The organism is Streptomyces sp. BYX5S (assembly GCF_054724165.1).
Genome location: NZ_CM138829.1, coordinates 1,241,558 through 1,257,823, shown reverse-complemented (window position 1 = coordinate 1,257,823; position 16,266 = coordinate 1,241,558). Strand labels below are relative to the sequence as shown.

Sequence of the window (16,266 nt, the reverse complement as noted above, 5' to 3'; positions counted from 1 at the left end):
CTCACCTCCAAGCAACACCCGAAGCCCCGCCTTTTCGGAGGACGGGGCTTCGGTGCGTCTGAGGGTGGGTGTGGGGGTGGGGGTGGGGCTGCGCTTGCGGGTGCGTCTGCGTCTGCCCGGTAGGTCTGGCGGCGACCCGCTAGGGCCCTTCTGACGGATCAGGCTGGATGCGGAAGGCCGTATCGTGCGGCTCCGCGAGCGGGGTCTGGTGCGTGCAGCTGCAAGGCGGAGGAGGGCGACAACGCGGAGCGTTGGCAACTGACGACAACGCCGCAGATGCGCGTGCCAGACCCCGCGACCCCAGCAAGATCCGCCAGAAGGGCCCTAGCCGCGCCCACGCGCCCGCGCGGCCCGCGCCACCGCCACCACCGCCTTCTCCAACGCATACTCGGGGTCGTCCCCCGCCCCCTTCACCCCCGCATCCGCCTCGGCCACCGCCCGGAGCGCCACCGCAACCCCGTCCGGCGTCCAGCCCCGCATCTGCTGGCGCACCCGATCGATCTTCCACGGCGGCATCCCCAGCTCCCGCGCGAGATCCGCCGGCCGCCCCCCACGCGCGGACGACAGCTTCCCGATCGCCCGCACCCCCTGCGCCAACGCACTGGTGATCATCACCGGCGCCACCCCGGTGGCGAGCGACCACCGGAGCGCTTCGAGGGCCTCCGCCGCCCGTCCCTCTACGGCCCGGTCCGCGACGGTGAAGCTGGACGCCTCGGCCCGCCCCGTGTAGTACCGCCCGACCACGGCCTCGTCGATGGTCCCCTCGACGTCGGCGGCCAGCTGCGACACGGCGGACGCCAGCTCCCGCAGGTCGCTCCCGATGGCATCGACGAGCGCCTGCGAGGCCTCGGAGGTGGCGGACCGCCCGATGGTGCGGAACTCGGCGCGCACGAACGCGAGCCGGTCGGCCGCCTTCGTCATCTTCGGGCAGGCGACCTCCCTGGCCCCCGCCTTACGGGCCGCGTCCAGCAGCCCCTTCCCCTTGGCCCCACCGGCGTGCAGCAGCACCAGCGTGATCTCCTCGGCGGGCGCGCCGATGTACGCCTTCACGTCCTTGACGGTGTCCGCGGACAGATCCTGCGCGTTGCGTACGACGACGACCTTGCGCTCGGCGAACAGCGAGGGACTCGTCAGCTCCGCCAACGTCCCCGGCTGCAACTGCTCGGGCGCGAGGTCGCGCACATCGGTGTCCGCGTCAGCGGCGCGCGCGGCCGCCACGACCTGCTGCACCGCGCGGTCGAGCAGCAGATCCTCCTGTCCCACCGCAACGGTGAGCGGAGCGAGCGGATCATCGTTTGCACTCTTCCTGGCCATCGCCCCCAGCATCCCACGCCCCACCGACAACGCCCCTGGGTCAATGGGCGACGAGCCCATTCCAGCCCCCGCGGCGACCGAGCCCATTCCAGCCCTCGCGGTGACCGAGCCCATTCCAGCCCCCGCGGCGATTGAGCAGCGGGGCCCGGGGCAGAGCCCCGCATCCGCACCCCCGGTCGACCGCCCCTCACAAGAACCGGCCGGCCAGGCCTACGGCTCCTCCCGCCACCCCTCCCACTCCCCCACGAACTCATCGAGCTCCGCCGCCCCGAACCGCCCCTCCGCGTCCTCGACCACCACCAGCCACTGCGCGTCCTCCGCGTCGTCCTCCCCGGCCAGGGCGTCCCGGACCAACTGAGGCTCCTCCGCCACCCCGAACCGCTCCCGGAGCGCCTCGGCCACCTCCTCGGCCGCATCCCGGTCGGGCAGCACCAGCACATGTCTCACATCGCTCACCCCACCATCTTCGGACACCCGCACGCGCAGCACGCCACCGCACCGGCAGACCGGCCGACCGGCTCAGCTCTTCGGCACGACCTGCACGTCCAGGTCGATCCGCACACTGGACCCGACCACCGCGATGCCCCGCGCCAGCATCGTCTGCCAGCTCACCGTGAAATCGTCCCGGTGCAGCTCCGTGGTCAGCCGGCACGCGGCCCGCGTCTCGCCCTCCATCCCGGTGCCCACGCCCAGGTACTCCGCGTCGAGCGTGACCGTCCGCGTCACACCGTGCAGCGACAGCGCCCCGGTGACCGCCCAGCGGCTGCCGCCCTTGTGCACGAAGCGGTCGCTGTAGAACTCCAGCGTGGGGAACCGCTCGACGTCGAGGAAGTCCGCGGACCTCAGGTGGTCGTCACGCATCTTCACGTTCGTGTCGATGGACGAGGCGTCGATGACCACGTGCATCGCCGAGTCCTCGATCCGCTCGGCCACCCGCAGCGCCCCCGCGAACGTGTTGAACCGCCCGTGCACCCGCGCCATCCCGATGTGTCGCGCCGTGAACGCGATCGAGGAGTGCGTCGGCTCGACCTCCCAGTCCCCCGGCTCCGGCAACGGCGGCGGCGCTGCGGTCTGCAACATGACGTCGCCGAGCGCCGCGTGCCCGCTCTCGACGACGGTGGCGCCGCCCCGGAACGGCGCGTACCCGTCGGCGGTCACCGCCAGCCGGTACTCCCCCGCGGGCACGGTCGCCACGAACGAGCCGTACGGGTCGACGCCCCCGCTCACCACCTTGCGCCCCATCGCGTCGCTCACCACGAACTCGGCGCCGCGCACCGGCTCGCTCACCGGGTCGATGATCCGGCCGCTGAGCACCCCCGCGCTCGGTGGCAACGTCATCCCCGCGAGCGGGCCTCCCCCTTGTGACTGGTCCGTACGGTTTCTCAACCAGCGGCCGAACATGACCTACCCACCCCAGAACGCTGTGACGGTTACCTGCGCCAACCAGCGACAACTACCTGATCCGCGCTATTCGAGGAGTATTCGATCATCAGGGCGAGTATCGAGGCAACATTCGCTCACATCGCAAAACGTACTCACGGGTAGGTCCACAGTGCTTCTCCGCGACCACCTCCTCCCCCCACCGCGACCGCCCCGTCCCGGTCCGTCCTGAGCACGACCGAGCCGCCCGCCCGCAGCGCCGCCAGCGTGCTCGGCGCCGGATGCCCGTACGGGTTGTCGCGGCCCACCGAGATCAGCGCGACACGGGGCGCGGCCCTGCGCAGCAGCTCCGGATCCTGGTACGCCGAGCCGTGATGAGCGACCTTTAGCACGTCGACCGGGGGCAGCGCGGCTCCGGCCGGCGTCCTCGACAGTCCACGCTGAGCGGGCGGTTCGAGGTCGCCCAGGAGCAGCAGGGTCAGCCCCGCGACACGGACGAGCAGGGTGACGCTCGCGTCGTTCGGCCCGTCCGGCGTCGGGACCGCGTCCGGTGGCGGCCACAGCACCTGCCAGTCGAGCGGCCCCGCTCTGCGCCGCTCGCCCGCCGCCGCGCGCACCACCGGCACCGCCCGCCGGGCCGCCTCCCTGCGCACGAAGTCGACCTGCTGCGCGGGCTCCTCGAACCCGGTCGTCTCGATCTGCCCGACGGACCTCCCCCGCAACACCCCCGCGAGCCCCGCCACATGGTCCGCGTGGAAGTGCGTGAGCACCACCGCCGGGACCCGGGTGACGCCCAGCGACCGCAGGCACCGGTCGACGAGCAGCGGGTCGGGTCCCGCGTCCACCACCACCCCGGCCCCCTCCCCCGCGGCCAGCACCAGCGCGTCACCCTGCCCGACGTCGCACATGACCATCCGCCAGCCCGTCGGCGGCCACCCGGTGACGCCCCGTACGAGCGGCGCGGGCCGCACGACCACCAGGACGAGCAGCAGCGCGCACGCCGCGCAGATCCACGGCGAGGCGAGCGCCCTGCGCCCCACGAAGACGAGGACCACCGTGCCGAGCGCGAGCAGTGCCCCGCCGCGCCAGCCACCCGGCCAGTCCACCCCGCTGCCCGGCAGGGCGGCCCCGCCCCGCGCGATGTCCGCGACCCACCCCGCGGGCCAACCGGCGCACCAGGCAAGGAACTTCGCCACCGGCATCGCGGGCAGCGCCGCCGCCAGCGCCCCGAACCCGAGGACGGTCGCGGGCGCGACGGCGAACTCCGCGAGCAGATTGCACGGCACCGCCACCAGGCTCACCCGCGCCGCCAGCACCGCGACCACCGGAGCGCACACGGCCTGCGCGGCAGCGGCGGCCCCGAGCGCCTCGGCGAGCCGCCCCGGCACCCCGCGCCGACGCAGCGCCGCGCTCCACCGCGGGGCCAGCGTGAGCAGCGCCCCGGTCGCCAGCACCGACAGCAGGAACCCGTAACTCCGCGCCAGCCACGGGTCGTACAGCACGAGCAGCAGCACGGCCGTGGCCAGCGCCGGGATCAGCGATCTGCGGCGCCCGGTGGCCACGGCGAGCAGCGCGATCAGCCCGCACGCCGCCGCCCGCAGCACGCTCGGCTCGGGCCGGCACACCACGACGAAGCCGAGCGTGAGAGCCCCGCCGAGCACGGCGGTCGTCCGCAACGGCAGCCCGATCCGGGGCGCGAGCCCCCGCCGCTCGACCCGCTGAGCGGTGCCGGGCGGCCCGATCAACAGGGCGAGGAGGATGGTGAAGTTGGCTCCGCTGACAGCGGTCAAATGAAGCAGGTCGGTCTCTTCGAAGGCCCTGTGCAGCTCCGGTGTCACGCGCGCCGTGTCCCCCACGACGAGCCCCGGCAGCAGGGCCCGCGCGTCCCCGTCCAGCCCGGCCGTGGCCTCCCGCAGCCCTTCCCGCAGCGCCCCGGCCACCCGCTGCGACCGGCTCGGCTGCCCCACGACCGACGCCCGCGCCCCGCTCCCGACACGCAGCACCGCCGCGACCCGGTCCCCGCCCAGCATCGGCGGCGCGAGACTCCCCCGCACCCGCACCCGTGTGCTCGGCAACACCGAAAGCCACGCACTGCCGTACACGTCGGCCGACTCACGCCCGGCCCGCCCGGCCCCGCCGTCCCCCGCGCCCGCTCCACCGGTGTCCCGCCCCATGCTCACCACGACCAGCACCGGCGTCCGCGTCCGCGCCGCACTCCCGTCCGATGCGGTCACCCGCACCACGTCCGCCTCCACCAGCACCGACGTCGGCGCCGCATGGTCCCCGCGGACCCGCGGCCGGGTGAGCCGGGGATCGGACGTCACCTCCACCTCGGCCTCCACGTGCGCGAACCGGCTCGCGAGCCCCGGCACGGGCCCCCGCCGCAGATCCGCCCCGTGCAGCCCGGCGGAGGCCGCGGCCGCGGCAACGCACAACAACAACACCGCCGCCGAGGGCCCCCGCCAGGACCGCGCCACTGCCGAAGGCCGCCGACCCCCACCCCTCCCCGCCACCAGCAGCCCCGCCCCACCGAGCGCGCACACCACCGCCAGGAGCCCCGCCCACCACGGCGAACCGGTCACCGTCACCGCGGCCGTGCCCCACGCCGCGAGCGCGGGTGGCACCAACCTCAGGTCCACCGGCCCCTCTTGCCGTGGATGCGCGTCCCCGAGCCGCCCCACCGGAGCCGTCGCGCCCTCCTCACCATCGACGGCCTCACTTACCCCGGCCGACGACTCGTCCCGCCCGCGCCTCATGGCCGCACGAGATTCTGCAGATCCTCGAAGCGGCGGTCGCCGATGCCATTGACCTCGCGCAACTCGTCCACGGAGCGGAAACCACCGTGCTCCGTGCGGTAGTCGATGATGTGCTGCGCGAGTACGGGGCCGACGCCGGGCAGGGTGTCGAGCTGTTCCGCAGTGGCCGTGTTGAGGCCGACCGGGCCCGCGGGCGCCGCCCCGGCCACCCCGCGCGCGGGACCGCCCGCCGGTCCGCCCGCCGCAGCCCCCGCCGAACCGCCCGAGACCGCGGCAGCGCCCACCGCGGGCGCGCCCACCAGGACCTGCTCGCCGTCGACGAGGAACCGCGCCCGGTTGAGCCCTTCGGTGTCCGTGCCGGGCCGTACGCCACCGGCCGCCCGCAACGCGTCGGCGACCCGGGCCCCGGCCGGCAACCGGCGCACTCCCGGCCGGCGCACCTTGCCACTGACGTCCACGACGATCGGGGCGCCACCGTTCGCCGTAGCACCCGCCGCCCCGCTCTGCGCCCCGCCCGCCCCGGGAGCCGACGCCGCGCGAGAGGCACCCGCGACCGGAGATCCCACCGCCCGCGGCGCCGCCCGCACCGTCTCCGGCGCCCGCACCGGCTGCGTACGCCCGGACCAGAAGTGCTGCACGGCGAAGAGCGCCACCACGGCGACGAGCACGGCCAGCGCCACGGCGCCGCGCCGCTCGACCCCGCACCGCGTCCGCACCCACACCGGCACCCGGTCCCGCACCCCGAACGCGACCCGCTCCCGCCACGCCGGGGCGGCCGCGTCCACCCGGGGCCCCACCGGCGGCGCGGGCTCCGGCGACGCCCCGCCCTCCCGCGAGGGCTCGCGCGCCCACGACGGCCCCGAAGACACACCCCCCGGTACCGCACTCCCCTCGGGCGGCGCGAACAACGCCTCCGCCCGTACCCGCGTCCGCTCCGCCTCCACCCGCCTGCGCCGCGCCCGCCGCCGCACCAGGTGCCGCTGCCTTGCCCGGCCGTCGGAGGCGGGGCCACGCCCCGGCCCGCTGGATCCGTGCGCTGTCCGTGTCAGTGATCGAAGTGCCATGCCACGAGACGGTAGGCACCGCGCCGCCGCTCAGTGGATCTTGCCCAATTCCCGGGGACAACCCGGCAGTTGTGGAAAACTCCCTCACCCGCACGGAGGGGACAGCCCAACCAAGCCCGCCCGCTCGGAGCGGCCAGCCCAGCCAAACCCGTCCCCACACAGCCGCCGCGACGCACGGCGGCCCGCCCCGCCCGCGCTACACCCGAGGCGAGACCACGGCCCCCAACAACCCCGGCCCGGTGTGCGCCCCGATCACCGCGCCCACCTCACTGACGTGCAGCTCCGCCAGGCCCGGCACCCGCTCGCGCACCCATTCCGCGATCGCGTCCGCCCGCTCAGGGGCGGCCAGATGGTGCACGGCGATGTCGACCTGCCCGCTGCCCGCCCGCTCCGCGACGATCTCCTGGAGGCGCGCGATCGCCTTCGACGCCGTGCGGACCTTCTCCAGGGGTTCGATGCGGCCGCCGTCGAGCTGGAGCAGCGGCTTGACCGCGAGCGCGGAGCCGAACAGCGCCTGCGCGGCTCCGATCCGGCCGCCCCGGCGCAGATAGTCCAGGGTGTCGACGTAGAAGTACGCGGAGGTGCCCGAGGCCCGCTTCTCGGCCGCGTTCACCGCCTCGTCGACCGTGCCACCCGCGTCGGCCGTCTCCGCCGCCGCGAGCGCGCAGAAGCCGAGGGCCATGGCCACCATCCCGGTGTCCACGACGCGCACCGGCACCGGGGCCTCGCGCGCGGCCATGACCGCGGCGTCGTACGTCCCGGAGATCTCGGCGGACAGGTGCAGCGAGACGATGGCGGTGGCGCCGGACTCGGCGACCCTGCGGTAGGTCTCGGCGAACTGCTCGGGGGCGGGTCTCGACGTCGTCACCGACCGGCGCTTGCGCAGCGCCTCCGCGACCGAGCGGGCGGAGATCTCCGTGCCCTCCTCGAGCGCCCGGTCACCCAGGACCACGGTCAACGGCACCGCCGTGATGCCGTGGCGCTCCATCGTCCGCTGCGGCAGGTAGGCCGTTGAATCGGTGACGATCGCGACATGGCGGGACATGCACCGGAGGTTACCTGTCGTGGTCCCCCGACGGCAGCCCGGCCCCTGAGTCCCGGCCACCGGAAGAGGTGCCGTGCCCGCCGCCCGGCGTCATCACCGACGCTCCGACCGGCGCGGGGCGGCAGTCGATCAAGTCGTGCTCTCCGGACGGGTTTTCTTCTCCCACGGATACACCGGTCGTACACCTGGCGGAGTGATCGCGGGCCGCTCCTGCGCCGGCGCCTCACCGGCCCACGGCGCCTCCCCCGGCACCCCGGCCCCGGCCGGGGCACCCGCACCCGCACCGGGTTCGGCCGTCGTCCAGTGCCGCAGCGCCCCCGCCTCCAGGTCGATCTGCGAACTCAACGCGTCCAGGTCGTCGCTCGCGAACCGGTCCGCCCGGTCGCGGGCCGCGTGCCGCAGCGCGTCGGCGGACTGGACGATCCGCTCGGTGCGCGTCCGCAGCTCCGGCAGCACCTGCGCCACGTGCGCCTTGTCGGGCTCGCTCTCCAGGCGCTTGAGGTCGGCGTCCAGCTCGTGCCCGTGCGCGCTGAGGCGTTCGAAGAGGCCGAGGGACTCCTTGAGCGAGGAATCCTCCGCCACGCGCGCGTGCAGCGCGTCCTGCGTGGCCCGCATGGAGCCGCGCAGCCTCAGCCGCAGCTGCGCCAACTCCGCTGCCGCGCCGGGCTGCGCGAAGCTCTTGGCGCGCAGCGTGGTGTCCTCCACCGCCCGCCGCGCCTGCTCGACCTTGCGGTCCACCCCGCGCTTGGCGGCGCCGACCGCCTTCACGGTCACGTACCCGCCGAAGGCCAGGAAGGCGACGAAAATGAGCGCCATGATCACTAGCACGGTTTCCATCGCGCGCACTCCTTCAGGTCGCCCCGCTCAACCGGTCTCTCCACGGTAAACGGAACGGGCAGGCCGAGGGTTCCAGCGGAACCCCCAACCTGCCCGTAGGGAACAACCCCGAGCGTCTTACGCGGGCACGATGTTCACCAGCTTCGGCGCCCGCACGATGACCTTGCGGATGCCGGCACCGTCCAGCGCGGCGACGACCTTCTCATCGGCCAGGGCGATCTTCTCCAGCTCCTCGTCGGAGATCGACGGGGCGACCTCCAGGCGGGCCTTGACCTTGCCCTTGATCTGCACGACGCAGGTCACGGCCTCGTCGACCACGTACTCGGGGTCGGCGACCGGGAAGTCCTCGTGGACGACCGACGCGGTGTGGCCCAGCCTGCGCCACAGCTCCTCGGCGACGTGCGGAGCCAGCGGCGCGACCAGCAGCACCAGGCGCTCGGCCACGGAGCGCGGCAGGGCTCCGCCCGCGTACGACTTCACCAGGTGGTTGTTCAGCTCGGTGACCTTGGCGATGGCGGTGTTGAACCGCATGCCCTCCAGGTCGCCGCGCACCCCGTCGATGGCCTTGTGCAGCGCGCGCAGCGTCGCCACGTCGATGTCGGCCTCGGGCACGTCCGCGACGGTGACCTCGCCGGTCGCCTCGTCGACGATGTTGCGCCACAGGCGCTGGAGCAGCCGGAACTGGCCGACCACCGCGCGCGTGTCCCACGGCCGGGAGACGTCCAGCGGGCCCATCGCCATCTCGTACAGGCGCAGGGTGTCCGCGCCGTACTCGGCGCAGATCTCGTCCGGCGTGACGGCGTTCTTCAGGGACTTGCCCATCTTGCCCAGCAGACGGGAGACCTTCTCGCCCTGGTAGTAGTACGCGCCGTCGCGCTCCTCCACCTCGGCGGCCGGTACGGCGATCCCGCGCGCGTCCCGGTAGACGTACGCCTGGATCATGCCCTGGTTGTACAGCTTGTGGAACGGCTCGGCCGACGAGATGTGGCCCAGGTCGAACAGCACCTTCGACCAGAAGCGCGCGTACAGCAGGTGCAGCACGGCGTGCTCGGCGCCGCCGACGTACAGGTCGACGCCGCCGGTGGGCATGCCCTCGCGGGGGCCCATCCAGTACTGCTCGACCTCCGGGTCGACCAGCTTCTCGCTGTTGTGCGGGTCCAGGTAGCGCAGCTCGTACCAGCACGAACCCGCCCAGTTGGGCATGGTGTTGGTCTCGCGCCGGTACTTCTTCGGGCCGTCGCCCAGGTCCAGGGTGACGTTGACCCAGTCCTCGTTGCGCGACAGCGGCGTCTCGGGCTCGGTGTCGGCGTCGTCCGGGTCGAAGGTGCGCGGAGTGTAGTCGTCGACCTCCGGCAGCTCCAGCGGCAGCATCGACTCGGGCAGCGAGTGGGCGATGCCGTCCTCGTCGTAGACGATCGGGAAGGGCTCGCCCCAGTAGCGCTGGCGGCTGAACAGCCAGTCGCGCAGCCGGAAGTTGACGGTGCCCGCGCCGATGCCCTCGCGCTCCAGCCACTCGGTCATCCGCGCCTTGGCGTCGGCGACGCCCAGGCCGTCCAGCGAGATGTTCTCGCCCGTCGAGTTGACCAGCTTCGCCTCGTACGCGACGAACGCGTCGTCCCACGTCGAGGGGTCGGTGCCGCGGTCGTCCGACGGCTCGACGACGCAGCGCATGGGCAGCTCGAAGGCGCGCGCGAAGGCGAAGTCGCGGGCGTCGTGCGCCGGGACGGCCATGATCGCGCCGGTGCCGTAGCCCATCAGCACGTAGTCGGCGATGAAGACGGGGACCTGCTCGCCGCTGACGGGGTTCAGGGCGAACGCGCCCGTGAAGACGCCCGTCTTGTCCTTGGCCTCGGCCTGGCGCTCGACGTCGGACTTCGAGGCGGCCTGCTTGCGGTAGGCGGCGACGGCCTCGGCGGGGGTCGCGTGACCGCCCGTCCACGCGTCGTGGGTGCCCTCGGGCCAGGAGGCCGGGGTGATCTTCTCGACCAGGTCGTGCTCGGGGGCCAGCACCATGTAGGTGGCGCCGAACAGGGTGTCCTGGCGGGTCGAGAAGACGGTGATCCGCTCCTCGCCGGAGCCGTCGGCGTCCGGAACGGCGAAGTCGATGCGCGCGCCCTCGGAGCGGCCGATCCAGTTGCGCTGCTGCAGCTTGATCGCCTCGGGCCAGTCCAGGCCGTCCAGGTCCTCGATCAGGCGGTCCGCGTACGCGGTGATGCGCATGTTCCACTGGCGCAGCTTCGCCTTGAAGACGGGGAAGTTGCCGCGCTCGGAGCGGCCGTCGGCGGTGACCTCCTCGTTGGCCAGGACGGTGCCCAGGCCGGGCGCCCAGTTCACGGGCGCGTCGGAGGCGTACGCCAGTCGGAACTCGCCCAGGATCTCGGCGCGCTCGAAGGCGCCCAGCGAGGACCAGTCGCCGCCGCCGGGGACGGCGCGCTCACCGGTCTCGAACTGCTTCACCAGCTCGGCGATCGGCCGGGCCTTCTTCGCCTCGTCGTCGTACCAGGAGTTGAAGATCTGCAGGAAGATCCACTGCGTCCACTTGTAGTACTCCGGGTCGATCGTGGCGAACGACCGGCGCTTGTCGTGGCCCAGGCCCAGGCGGCGCAGCTGCGCCTTCATGTTGACCATGTTGGCCTCGGTCGACGTGCGCGGGTGCGTGCCCGTCTGCACGGCGTACTGCTCGGCGGGCAGGCCGAACGCGTCGAAGCCCAGGGTGTGCAGCACGTTGTGACCGGTCATGCGCTGGAAGCGCGCGTAGACGTCCGTGGCGATGTAGCCCAGCGGGTGGCCGACGTGCAGGCCCGCACCGGAGGGGTACGGGAACATGTCCATGATGAACTTCTTGGGCCGGGACGCGACCTGCGGGTCGCCCGCCAGGTCACCACTCGGGTTGGGGGCCTCGTAAGTGCCGTCGGCGTCCCAGAAGTCCTGCCAGCGTGCCTCGATGTCGGCGGCCATGGCCGCCGTGTAGCGGTGCGGCGCGACCGCCGCCTCGGAAGCGGCGGCGGTGTTCGTCTCGCTCATGATCCTCAAAGCTCCATCGATCGTCTCTGCCGGCGGCCAGTGCTCGGAAATGAAAAAGCCCCTCGCACAGGAGGGGACGCCGCGCCGATGCCGACCACTCACCCAGGGGGCGGGTCGGGACTGATCAGCGCGGCTCACTAAGCAGAAGGCGTACGGCACGCATGGCGTCAGGGTACCGCAGGGCTCGCTCGGCCCGCGACGGGCTTCCTCGCGCCCCGCTCACCCCAAGGGTTACTCGGCGTACCGACCGCTATCGGGACAACGCAAAGAGCAAACATCGAATAGATAACAGCGAGATAACTCAAACCTCGTACTGCCCGGTATACCTCGATCTAGAGTGCGGGGCTGTGGGTCCACTGTGCCGAACCTTTCGGAGTCACCCCCATGAACCCTCGCACCCCTCACGCTCTGAACTCACTTCGTACACAAATGAGTTCACGTTCCAGCGGCGCCGGCCGCCGCATGAGAACCGGGCTGCTCATCACGGGAGCCGTCCTCCTGTTACCCGTGCTCGTGGCCGCCGGGAGCGACGCTGTACGGGCGACTCTCGACTTCGGCGCGGGCGTACTCTCCCTGGTCTCCCTGTCCGCCTCCGTCGTCTGGGGCCTGGTCGCCTCGGACCGGGTCTTCCTCACCTCGCGCCAGCGGCTGCTCTCCCAGGCCGTGCACCGGATCACGGCGGTCGCCTCGCTGGTCTTCCTGCTGCTGCACATCAGCGTGAAGCTGGCGCTCTCGCACGTGACGCTGCTCGGCGCGCTGATTCCGTTCTCCCTGGGCTTCAGCGGCGGCGGGGCCCTGATCGGTCTGGGCGTGACCGCCGGGCTCCTCATGATCACGACGGGTGTCACGGGCGCGCTGCGCAGCTCCATGGCCTCCCCCGCCCGGCTCGCCGCCCGCTGGCGCGCGACCCACATGCTCGCCTACCCGGCCTGGTGCTTCGCCCTCATGCACGGCCTCTACGCGGGTCGTCCCGCGAAGGCGTACGTGACCGTCCTGTACTGCCTGGCCCTCGCGGCGGTCGCCGGCGCGGTGGCCCTGCGCGCGGCGCCGCAGGCCGTGCGCCGCCGGGTCGCGATCCGCATCCTCGAATTCCTCGACGCCGGCCCGCGCGCCACCGGCACCCGGCGGGCCGGCTCCCCGCCCCCGCGGCCCCGCGCCGAGCAGCCCGCACCGGCCGCCCCGCTCCTCACCACCGAACCCCCGGCCCCCACCGACATCGGCTTCGCGGCCGCCTACCGGGCCGTGTCCTCGCTCCCCCGCTCCGAACTGCCCACCCAGTCGGTGCCGTACGTGGAGCAGTACGCCGAACCGGCGCCGCCCGCACCCACCGAGCGCTGGCCCACCCCGTCCCCGCCGCCACCGGCCCAGGCCCCGCCCTCCCTGTACGACCCGACGTACGACACGCCCTACGGAGGCGTGCCCACCTATCCCCCTTCTTATGAGGACACCTCCTACGCCACCGCCGACGGCCACTACGCCGAGCACGGCGGCCACGCGGAGGCGCCCGATCCCACCGAACCGCTCCCCGGCCCCTACCAAGCACCCGCTTCCGGCGAGCCCTGGACCACGCCCTACGGAGGCACGCAGTGAACACGGCACTGCCCGACGTCCCGGAAGTCCGGGTCGTCGGTCTTCCCCAGCTCACCTCGGGGTTCGACCTCGTGGAGCGGCTCGACCTCGACATGCACCTGAAGGTGCACGGCCCACTGGAAGCGATGGCGGGCGAACAGCTCGCGCAGCTGGCCCAGGCGATATCCCTGCGCGGCCGCGGCGGCGCGGGCTTCCCCTTCGCCAAGAAGCTCCGCGCGGTCGCGGAGTCGGCGATCCGGCGCGGCGTGCGCCCGGTCGTCGTCGTCAACGGCAGCGAGGACGAGCCCGCCTGCCGCAAGGACACGGTCCTGATCAACCGGGCCCCGCACCTGATCCTGGACGGCGCCCTGCTCGTCGCGGAGGCCATCGGCGCCCGCACCCTGATCATCGGCGTCACCCGCGACAGCACCGAGGCGTCGATGCAGGCGGCGCTCGCCGAGCGGGGCCTGACGAACCGCCGCAACTCTCCCCTGCGCGCGCGGGTTCAGCGCAATCCGGTGCGCATGGTCACCGGCGAGTCCTCGGCCCTGATCCGCTCGGCGGACGGCGGCCCGCCGATGCCGCCGGGGCGCAAGGTCCGCGCCTCCGACTCCGGGGTGGGCGGCGCGCCCACGCTCCTGTCGAACGCGGAGACCTTCGCCCAGCTCGCCGTCGCCGCCCGCACGGGAGCCGAGCGCTACTGCCGCACGGGCCTGCACGACGAGCCCGGCACGGTGCTGCTCACGCTCTCCGGGGCGGTCGCCCGCCCGATGGTCCTCGAAGTCCCCTCCGGCGTCCCGCTGCGCTACGTACTCCAGCTCGCGGGCGCCCCCGCGCTGCCGCAGGGCGTCCTCACGGGCGGCTATCACGGCAAGTGGCTGGACGGGATGGGAGCACAGGACGCCATCGTCTCCCGCGCCTCCCTGGAGGCCTCGGGCGGAGCGCTCGGCGCCGGGGCGATCCTGCCGATCGGCCCGGAGACCTGCCCCCTGGGCGAGGCCCTGAAGGTGGCGCAGTGGCTGGCCTCGGAGAGCGCGGGCCAGTGCGGGCCCTGCTACCTGGGTCTGCCCGCGGCGGCGCGCGGCCTGGAGGACGTGCTGAACGGGGGCGGCCCGACCGCTCTGGAGGCGCTGCGCGAGGTCACGCGCGCGGTGAAGCGGCGCGGGGCGTGCAAGCACCCGGACGGTTCGGCGGCGTTCATCGAGTCGACGATCTCGGCGTTCACCGACGACCTGGCGGCGCACGTGCTGGGCACCGGCTGCGGCCGCCCGGTGCTCGGGGTGCTGCCGCTGCACGCGGAGGCCCCGGCGAGCGCGGCCCCGACCCGTCAGCGGCTCGTCGTCGACTGGACGCTGTGCCGGGCCCACGGCCTGTGCGCGGACATCGTGCCGGACCTGCTCCAGCTGGGCCCCGACGGCTTCCCGACGGTCGCGGAGGCGGCGGTGCCGAGCTACTCGGAGGCGAACGCGGTACGGGCCGTGCGGCGCTGTCCCGCTTTGGCGCTGCGCATCGAGGAGGACGCCCCGGGCCCGCAGGACCGCGGTCCGCTGCGCCCCGCCCTGCCGCCCGGCCGCAGCCGCGCCCGACGGTAGCGGGCACGGGAGGGAGCACGCACGAAGGCGGGCCATCCGAATCGGATGGCCCGCCTTCACGTTCCTGTGGAGCTAAGGAGAATCGAACTCCTGACCTCCTGCATGCCATGCAGGCGCTCTACCAACTGAGCTATAGCCCCGTGCTGTGGTCCTCCGGGGCTTCCTTGTCGGTCTCCCCGGCGGCGACGCCAACATTACACGGTCACCAGGGTGCATCACCAAATCGTTTCCCTTCCGCCCCTTTCTGTAGGGAAAAGTCGCCGTTGACGGCTACTAGTGTTGCCTCGCGTGACTGTGCTCGCGCTGCCTCGCACCCGCCGCGCCCCCGTCGCCCTCGGCGCCTGTCTGCTCTCGTTCGCGGCCTTCGTGATCGCCCAGCGCGCGGCCCAGGTCTCGATGATCGACCTGATGGTCTACCGGGCGGAGGGCTGGACGGTCCGCACCGGTGGCGACCTGTACGCGCTGCGCGCGACCTACGCCGGCCTGCCGACCACCTACCCGCCGTTCGCGGCGCTGCTGTTCCTGCCGCTGACCTTCGTCGACGTGGTGACCATGAAGGTCGCCGCGACCGCCGCGAACCTCGCCCTTCTCGTCGCGCTCGTCCACCTCTCCCTGCGCCTGGTGCGGCGCCGCGCGCGCGTGGAGCACGCCCTGTGGGTGGCGGCCGTCGCCGTGTGGTGCGAGCCGGTGTGGACGACGCTGCGCTTCGGGCAGGTCAATCTGCTGCTGGCCGTGCTCGTCCTGTGGGACCTGACACGGCGGCCGGGCCATCGCTGGGCGGGCGTGGGCATCGGCGTCGCGGCGGCGATCAAACTGACCCCCGCGCTGTTCGCCGTCTTCCTGCTGTGCACGGGGCTCGTGCTGCTGGCGCGCGGCCGGGCCTGGCGGCCATGGGTGCGCGGGGCGTGCGTGGCGGCCGGCTCGTTCGTCTGCGTGACCGCGCTGACGGCCGTCGTCCTGCCGCGCGACTCCCGGCACTTCTGGACGCAGACCGTCTTCGAGTCGGACCGCCCCGGCCACGCCGAGGAGACCGGCAACCAGTCGCTGCGCGGTGTCCTGGCGAGGCTGCTGCACACCGGGGACCCGGGCCTGTGGTGGGCGGCGGCCGCCGCCGTGACGGTCCTCGCCGGGCTCACGGTCGCGGTCGCCGCGGCGCTGCGCGGGCGGCCCGCCCAGGCGTCGGTGGCGTGCGCGACGACGGCGCTGCTCGTCAGCCCGGTCTCGTGGTCGCACCACTGGGTCTGGTGCGTGCCGCTGGTGCTGCTGGTGTGGGAGTCGAACCGCCAGAGGGCCGCGACCGCCGTCGCCCTCGTGTTCTGCGCGTACGCGCTGTGGTGGGTTCCGCACGCCCACGGCCGCCCCGAACTCCACCAGAACATCGGGGAGTCGGCGCTCTCGGCGCTCTACGCAGGAGTGGCCTGCGCCTTCCTGACGTACTCCGCGTTCAGGCTGTGGCGAACGAGTAGAACCGCTTGAGCGTGCAGTGCTCGTCCAGGAGGCGGCCGTAGATCGGCTCCCCCTCCAACTCCCGATACGTCTCGATCGGGTCGCCTTTTATGATCAGCGCCCGCGCGCATTCCTCGCACCAGTACTGGTAGTCGGGATTCAGCGGTTCCATGTCGCGCACAATGGGCGTACCGCTGCCGCACCAGTCGCACTTCCTCCTGTGTGACCCCATGTCGTTC

At 73.2% G+C, this 16,266-nt stretch carries 12 protein-coding genes and 1 tRNA gene; 3 read left to right on the top strand and 10 right to left on the bottom strand.

The window, feature by feature from the left end; all coding sequences use genetic code 11:
* Positions 1–324 precede the first annotated feature (324 nt).
* The 8 genes from holA to leuS all read right to left on the bottom strand — a co-directional run bounded on the left by holA (position 325) and on the right by leuS (position 11,420).
* The gene (gene holA / locus ACYBSK_RS05635; protein ID WP_457475727.1) at positions 325–1,314 is read right to left on the bottom strand and encodes a DNA polymerase III subunit delta; all 990 of its coding nucleotides are present in this window, start codon (positions 1,312–1,314) and stop codon (positions 325–327) included.
* A gap of 210 nt (positions 1,315–1,524) precedes the next feature.
* Positions 1,525–1,770 (bottom strand): hypothetical protein, encoded by a 246-nt coding sequence (locus tag ACYBSK_RS05630; RefSeq protein WP_460245362.1) that lies wholly within the window; start codon positions 1,768–1,770, stop codon positions 1,525–1,527.
* 63 nt (positions 1,771–1,833) lie between these two features.
* Complete coding sequence (locus tag ACYBSK_RS05625) at positions 1,834–2,715, bottom strand: YceI family protein (RefSeq protein WP_457475725.1); 882 nt, start codon at positions 2,713–2,715, stop codon at positions 1,834–1,836.
* A 134-nt stretch (positions 2,716–2,849) separates the two neighbouring features.
* Positions 2,850–5,450, bottom strand: coding sequence for a ComEC/Rec2 family competence protein (locus tag ACYBSK_RS05620; protein WP_460245361.1), 2,601 nt, complete (start codon positions 5,448–5,450; stop codon positions 2,850–2,852).
* Complete coding sequence (locus ACYBSK_RS05615) at positions 5,447–6,514, bottom strand: helix-hairpin-helix domain-containing protein (protein ID WP_457475723.1); 1,068 nt, start codon at positions 6,512–6,514, stop codon at positions 5,447–5,449. Before ACYBSK_RS05615 ends, ACYBSK_RS05620 begins: the two co-directional genes overlap by 4 nt.
* Before the next feature lie 196 nt (positions 6,515–6,710).
* Positions 6,711–7,559 carry a DegV family protein gene (locus ACYBSK_RS05610; protein WP_457475722.1) on the bottom strand — a complete coding sequence of 283 codons (849 nt, stop codon included), beginning with the start codon at positions 7,557–7,559 and terminating at the stop codon, positions 6,711–6,713.
* Between the two features lie 129 nt (positions 7,560–7,688).
* The gene (locus tag ACYBSK_RS05605) at positions 7,689–8,396 is read right to left on the bottom strand and encodes a hypothetical protein (RefSeq protein ID WP_460245360.1); all 708 of its coding nucleotides are present in this window, start codon (positions 8,394–8,396) and stop codon (positions 7,689–7,691) included.
* Between the two features lie 117 nt (positions 8,397–8,513).
* Positions 8,514–11,420 (bottom strand): leucine--tRNA ligase, encoded by a 2,907-nt coding sequence (gene leuS, locus ACYBSK_RS05600; RefSeq protein WP_460245359.1) that lies wholly within the window; start codon positions 11,418–11,420, stop codon positions 8,514–8,516.
* A 429-nt stretch (positions 11,421–11,849) separates the two neighbouring features.
* On the opposite strand from leuS, the gene ACYBSK_RS05595 reads away from it, so the two are divergent.
* Together ACYBSK_RS05595 and ACYBSK_RS05590 are read left to right on the top strand one after the other, a co-directional pair.
* On the top strand, positions 11,850–13,010 hold the full coding sequence (locus tag ACYBSK_RS05595) for a cytochrome b/b6 domain-containing protein (RefSeq protein WP_460245358.1): 1,161 nt from the start codon (positions 11,850–11,852) through the stop codon (positions 13,008–13,010).
* Positions 13,007–14,581, top strand: coding sequence for an NADH-ubiquinone oxidoreductase-F iron-sulfur binding region domain-containing protein (locus ACYBSK_RS05590; protein ID WP_460245357.1), 1,575 nt, complete (start codon positions 13,007–13,009; stop codon positions 14,579–14,581). Before ACYBSK_RS05595 ends, ACYBSK_RS05590 begins: the two co-directional genes overlap by 4 nt.
* Positions 14,582–14,648: 67 nt before the next feature.
* Here the strand turns inward: ACYBSK_RS05590 and ACYBSK_RS05585 are convergent.
* A tRNA-Ala gene (locus ACYBSK_RS05585) sits at positions 14,649–14,721 on the bottom strand.
* A gap of 148 nt (positions 14,722–14,869) precedes the next feature.
* On the opposite strand from ACYBSK_RS05585, the gene ACYBSK_RS05580 reads away from it, so the two are divergent.
* Positions 14,870–16,057 (top strand): glycosyltransferase 87 family protein, encoded by a 1,188-nt coding sequence (locus ACYBSK_RS05580; protein ID WP_460245356.1) that lies wholly within the window; start codon positions 14,870–14,872, stop codon positions 16,055–16,057.
* Here ACYBSK_RS05580 and ACYBSK_RS05575 read toward each other — a convergent pair.
* Positions 16,026–16,259, bottom strand: coding sequence for a hypothetical protein (locus ACYBSK_RS05575; protein ID WP_457475716.1), 234 nt, complete (start codon positions 16,257–16,259; stop codon positions 16,026–16,028). The two genes, ACYBSK_RS05580 and ACYBSK_RS05575, sit on opposite strands and share 32 nt — an antisense overlap.
* Between the last annotated feature and the right edge of the window lie 7 nt (positions 16,260–16,266).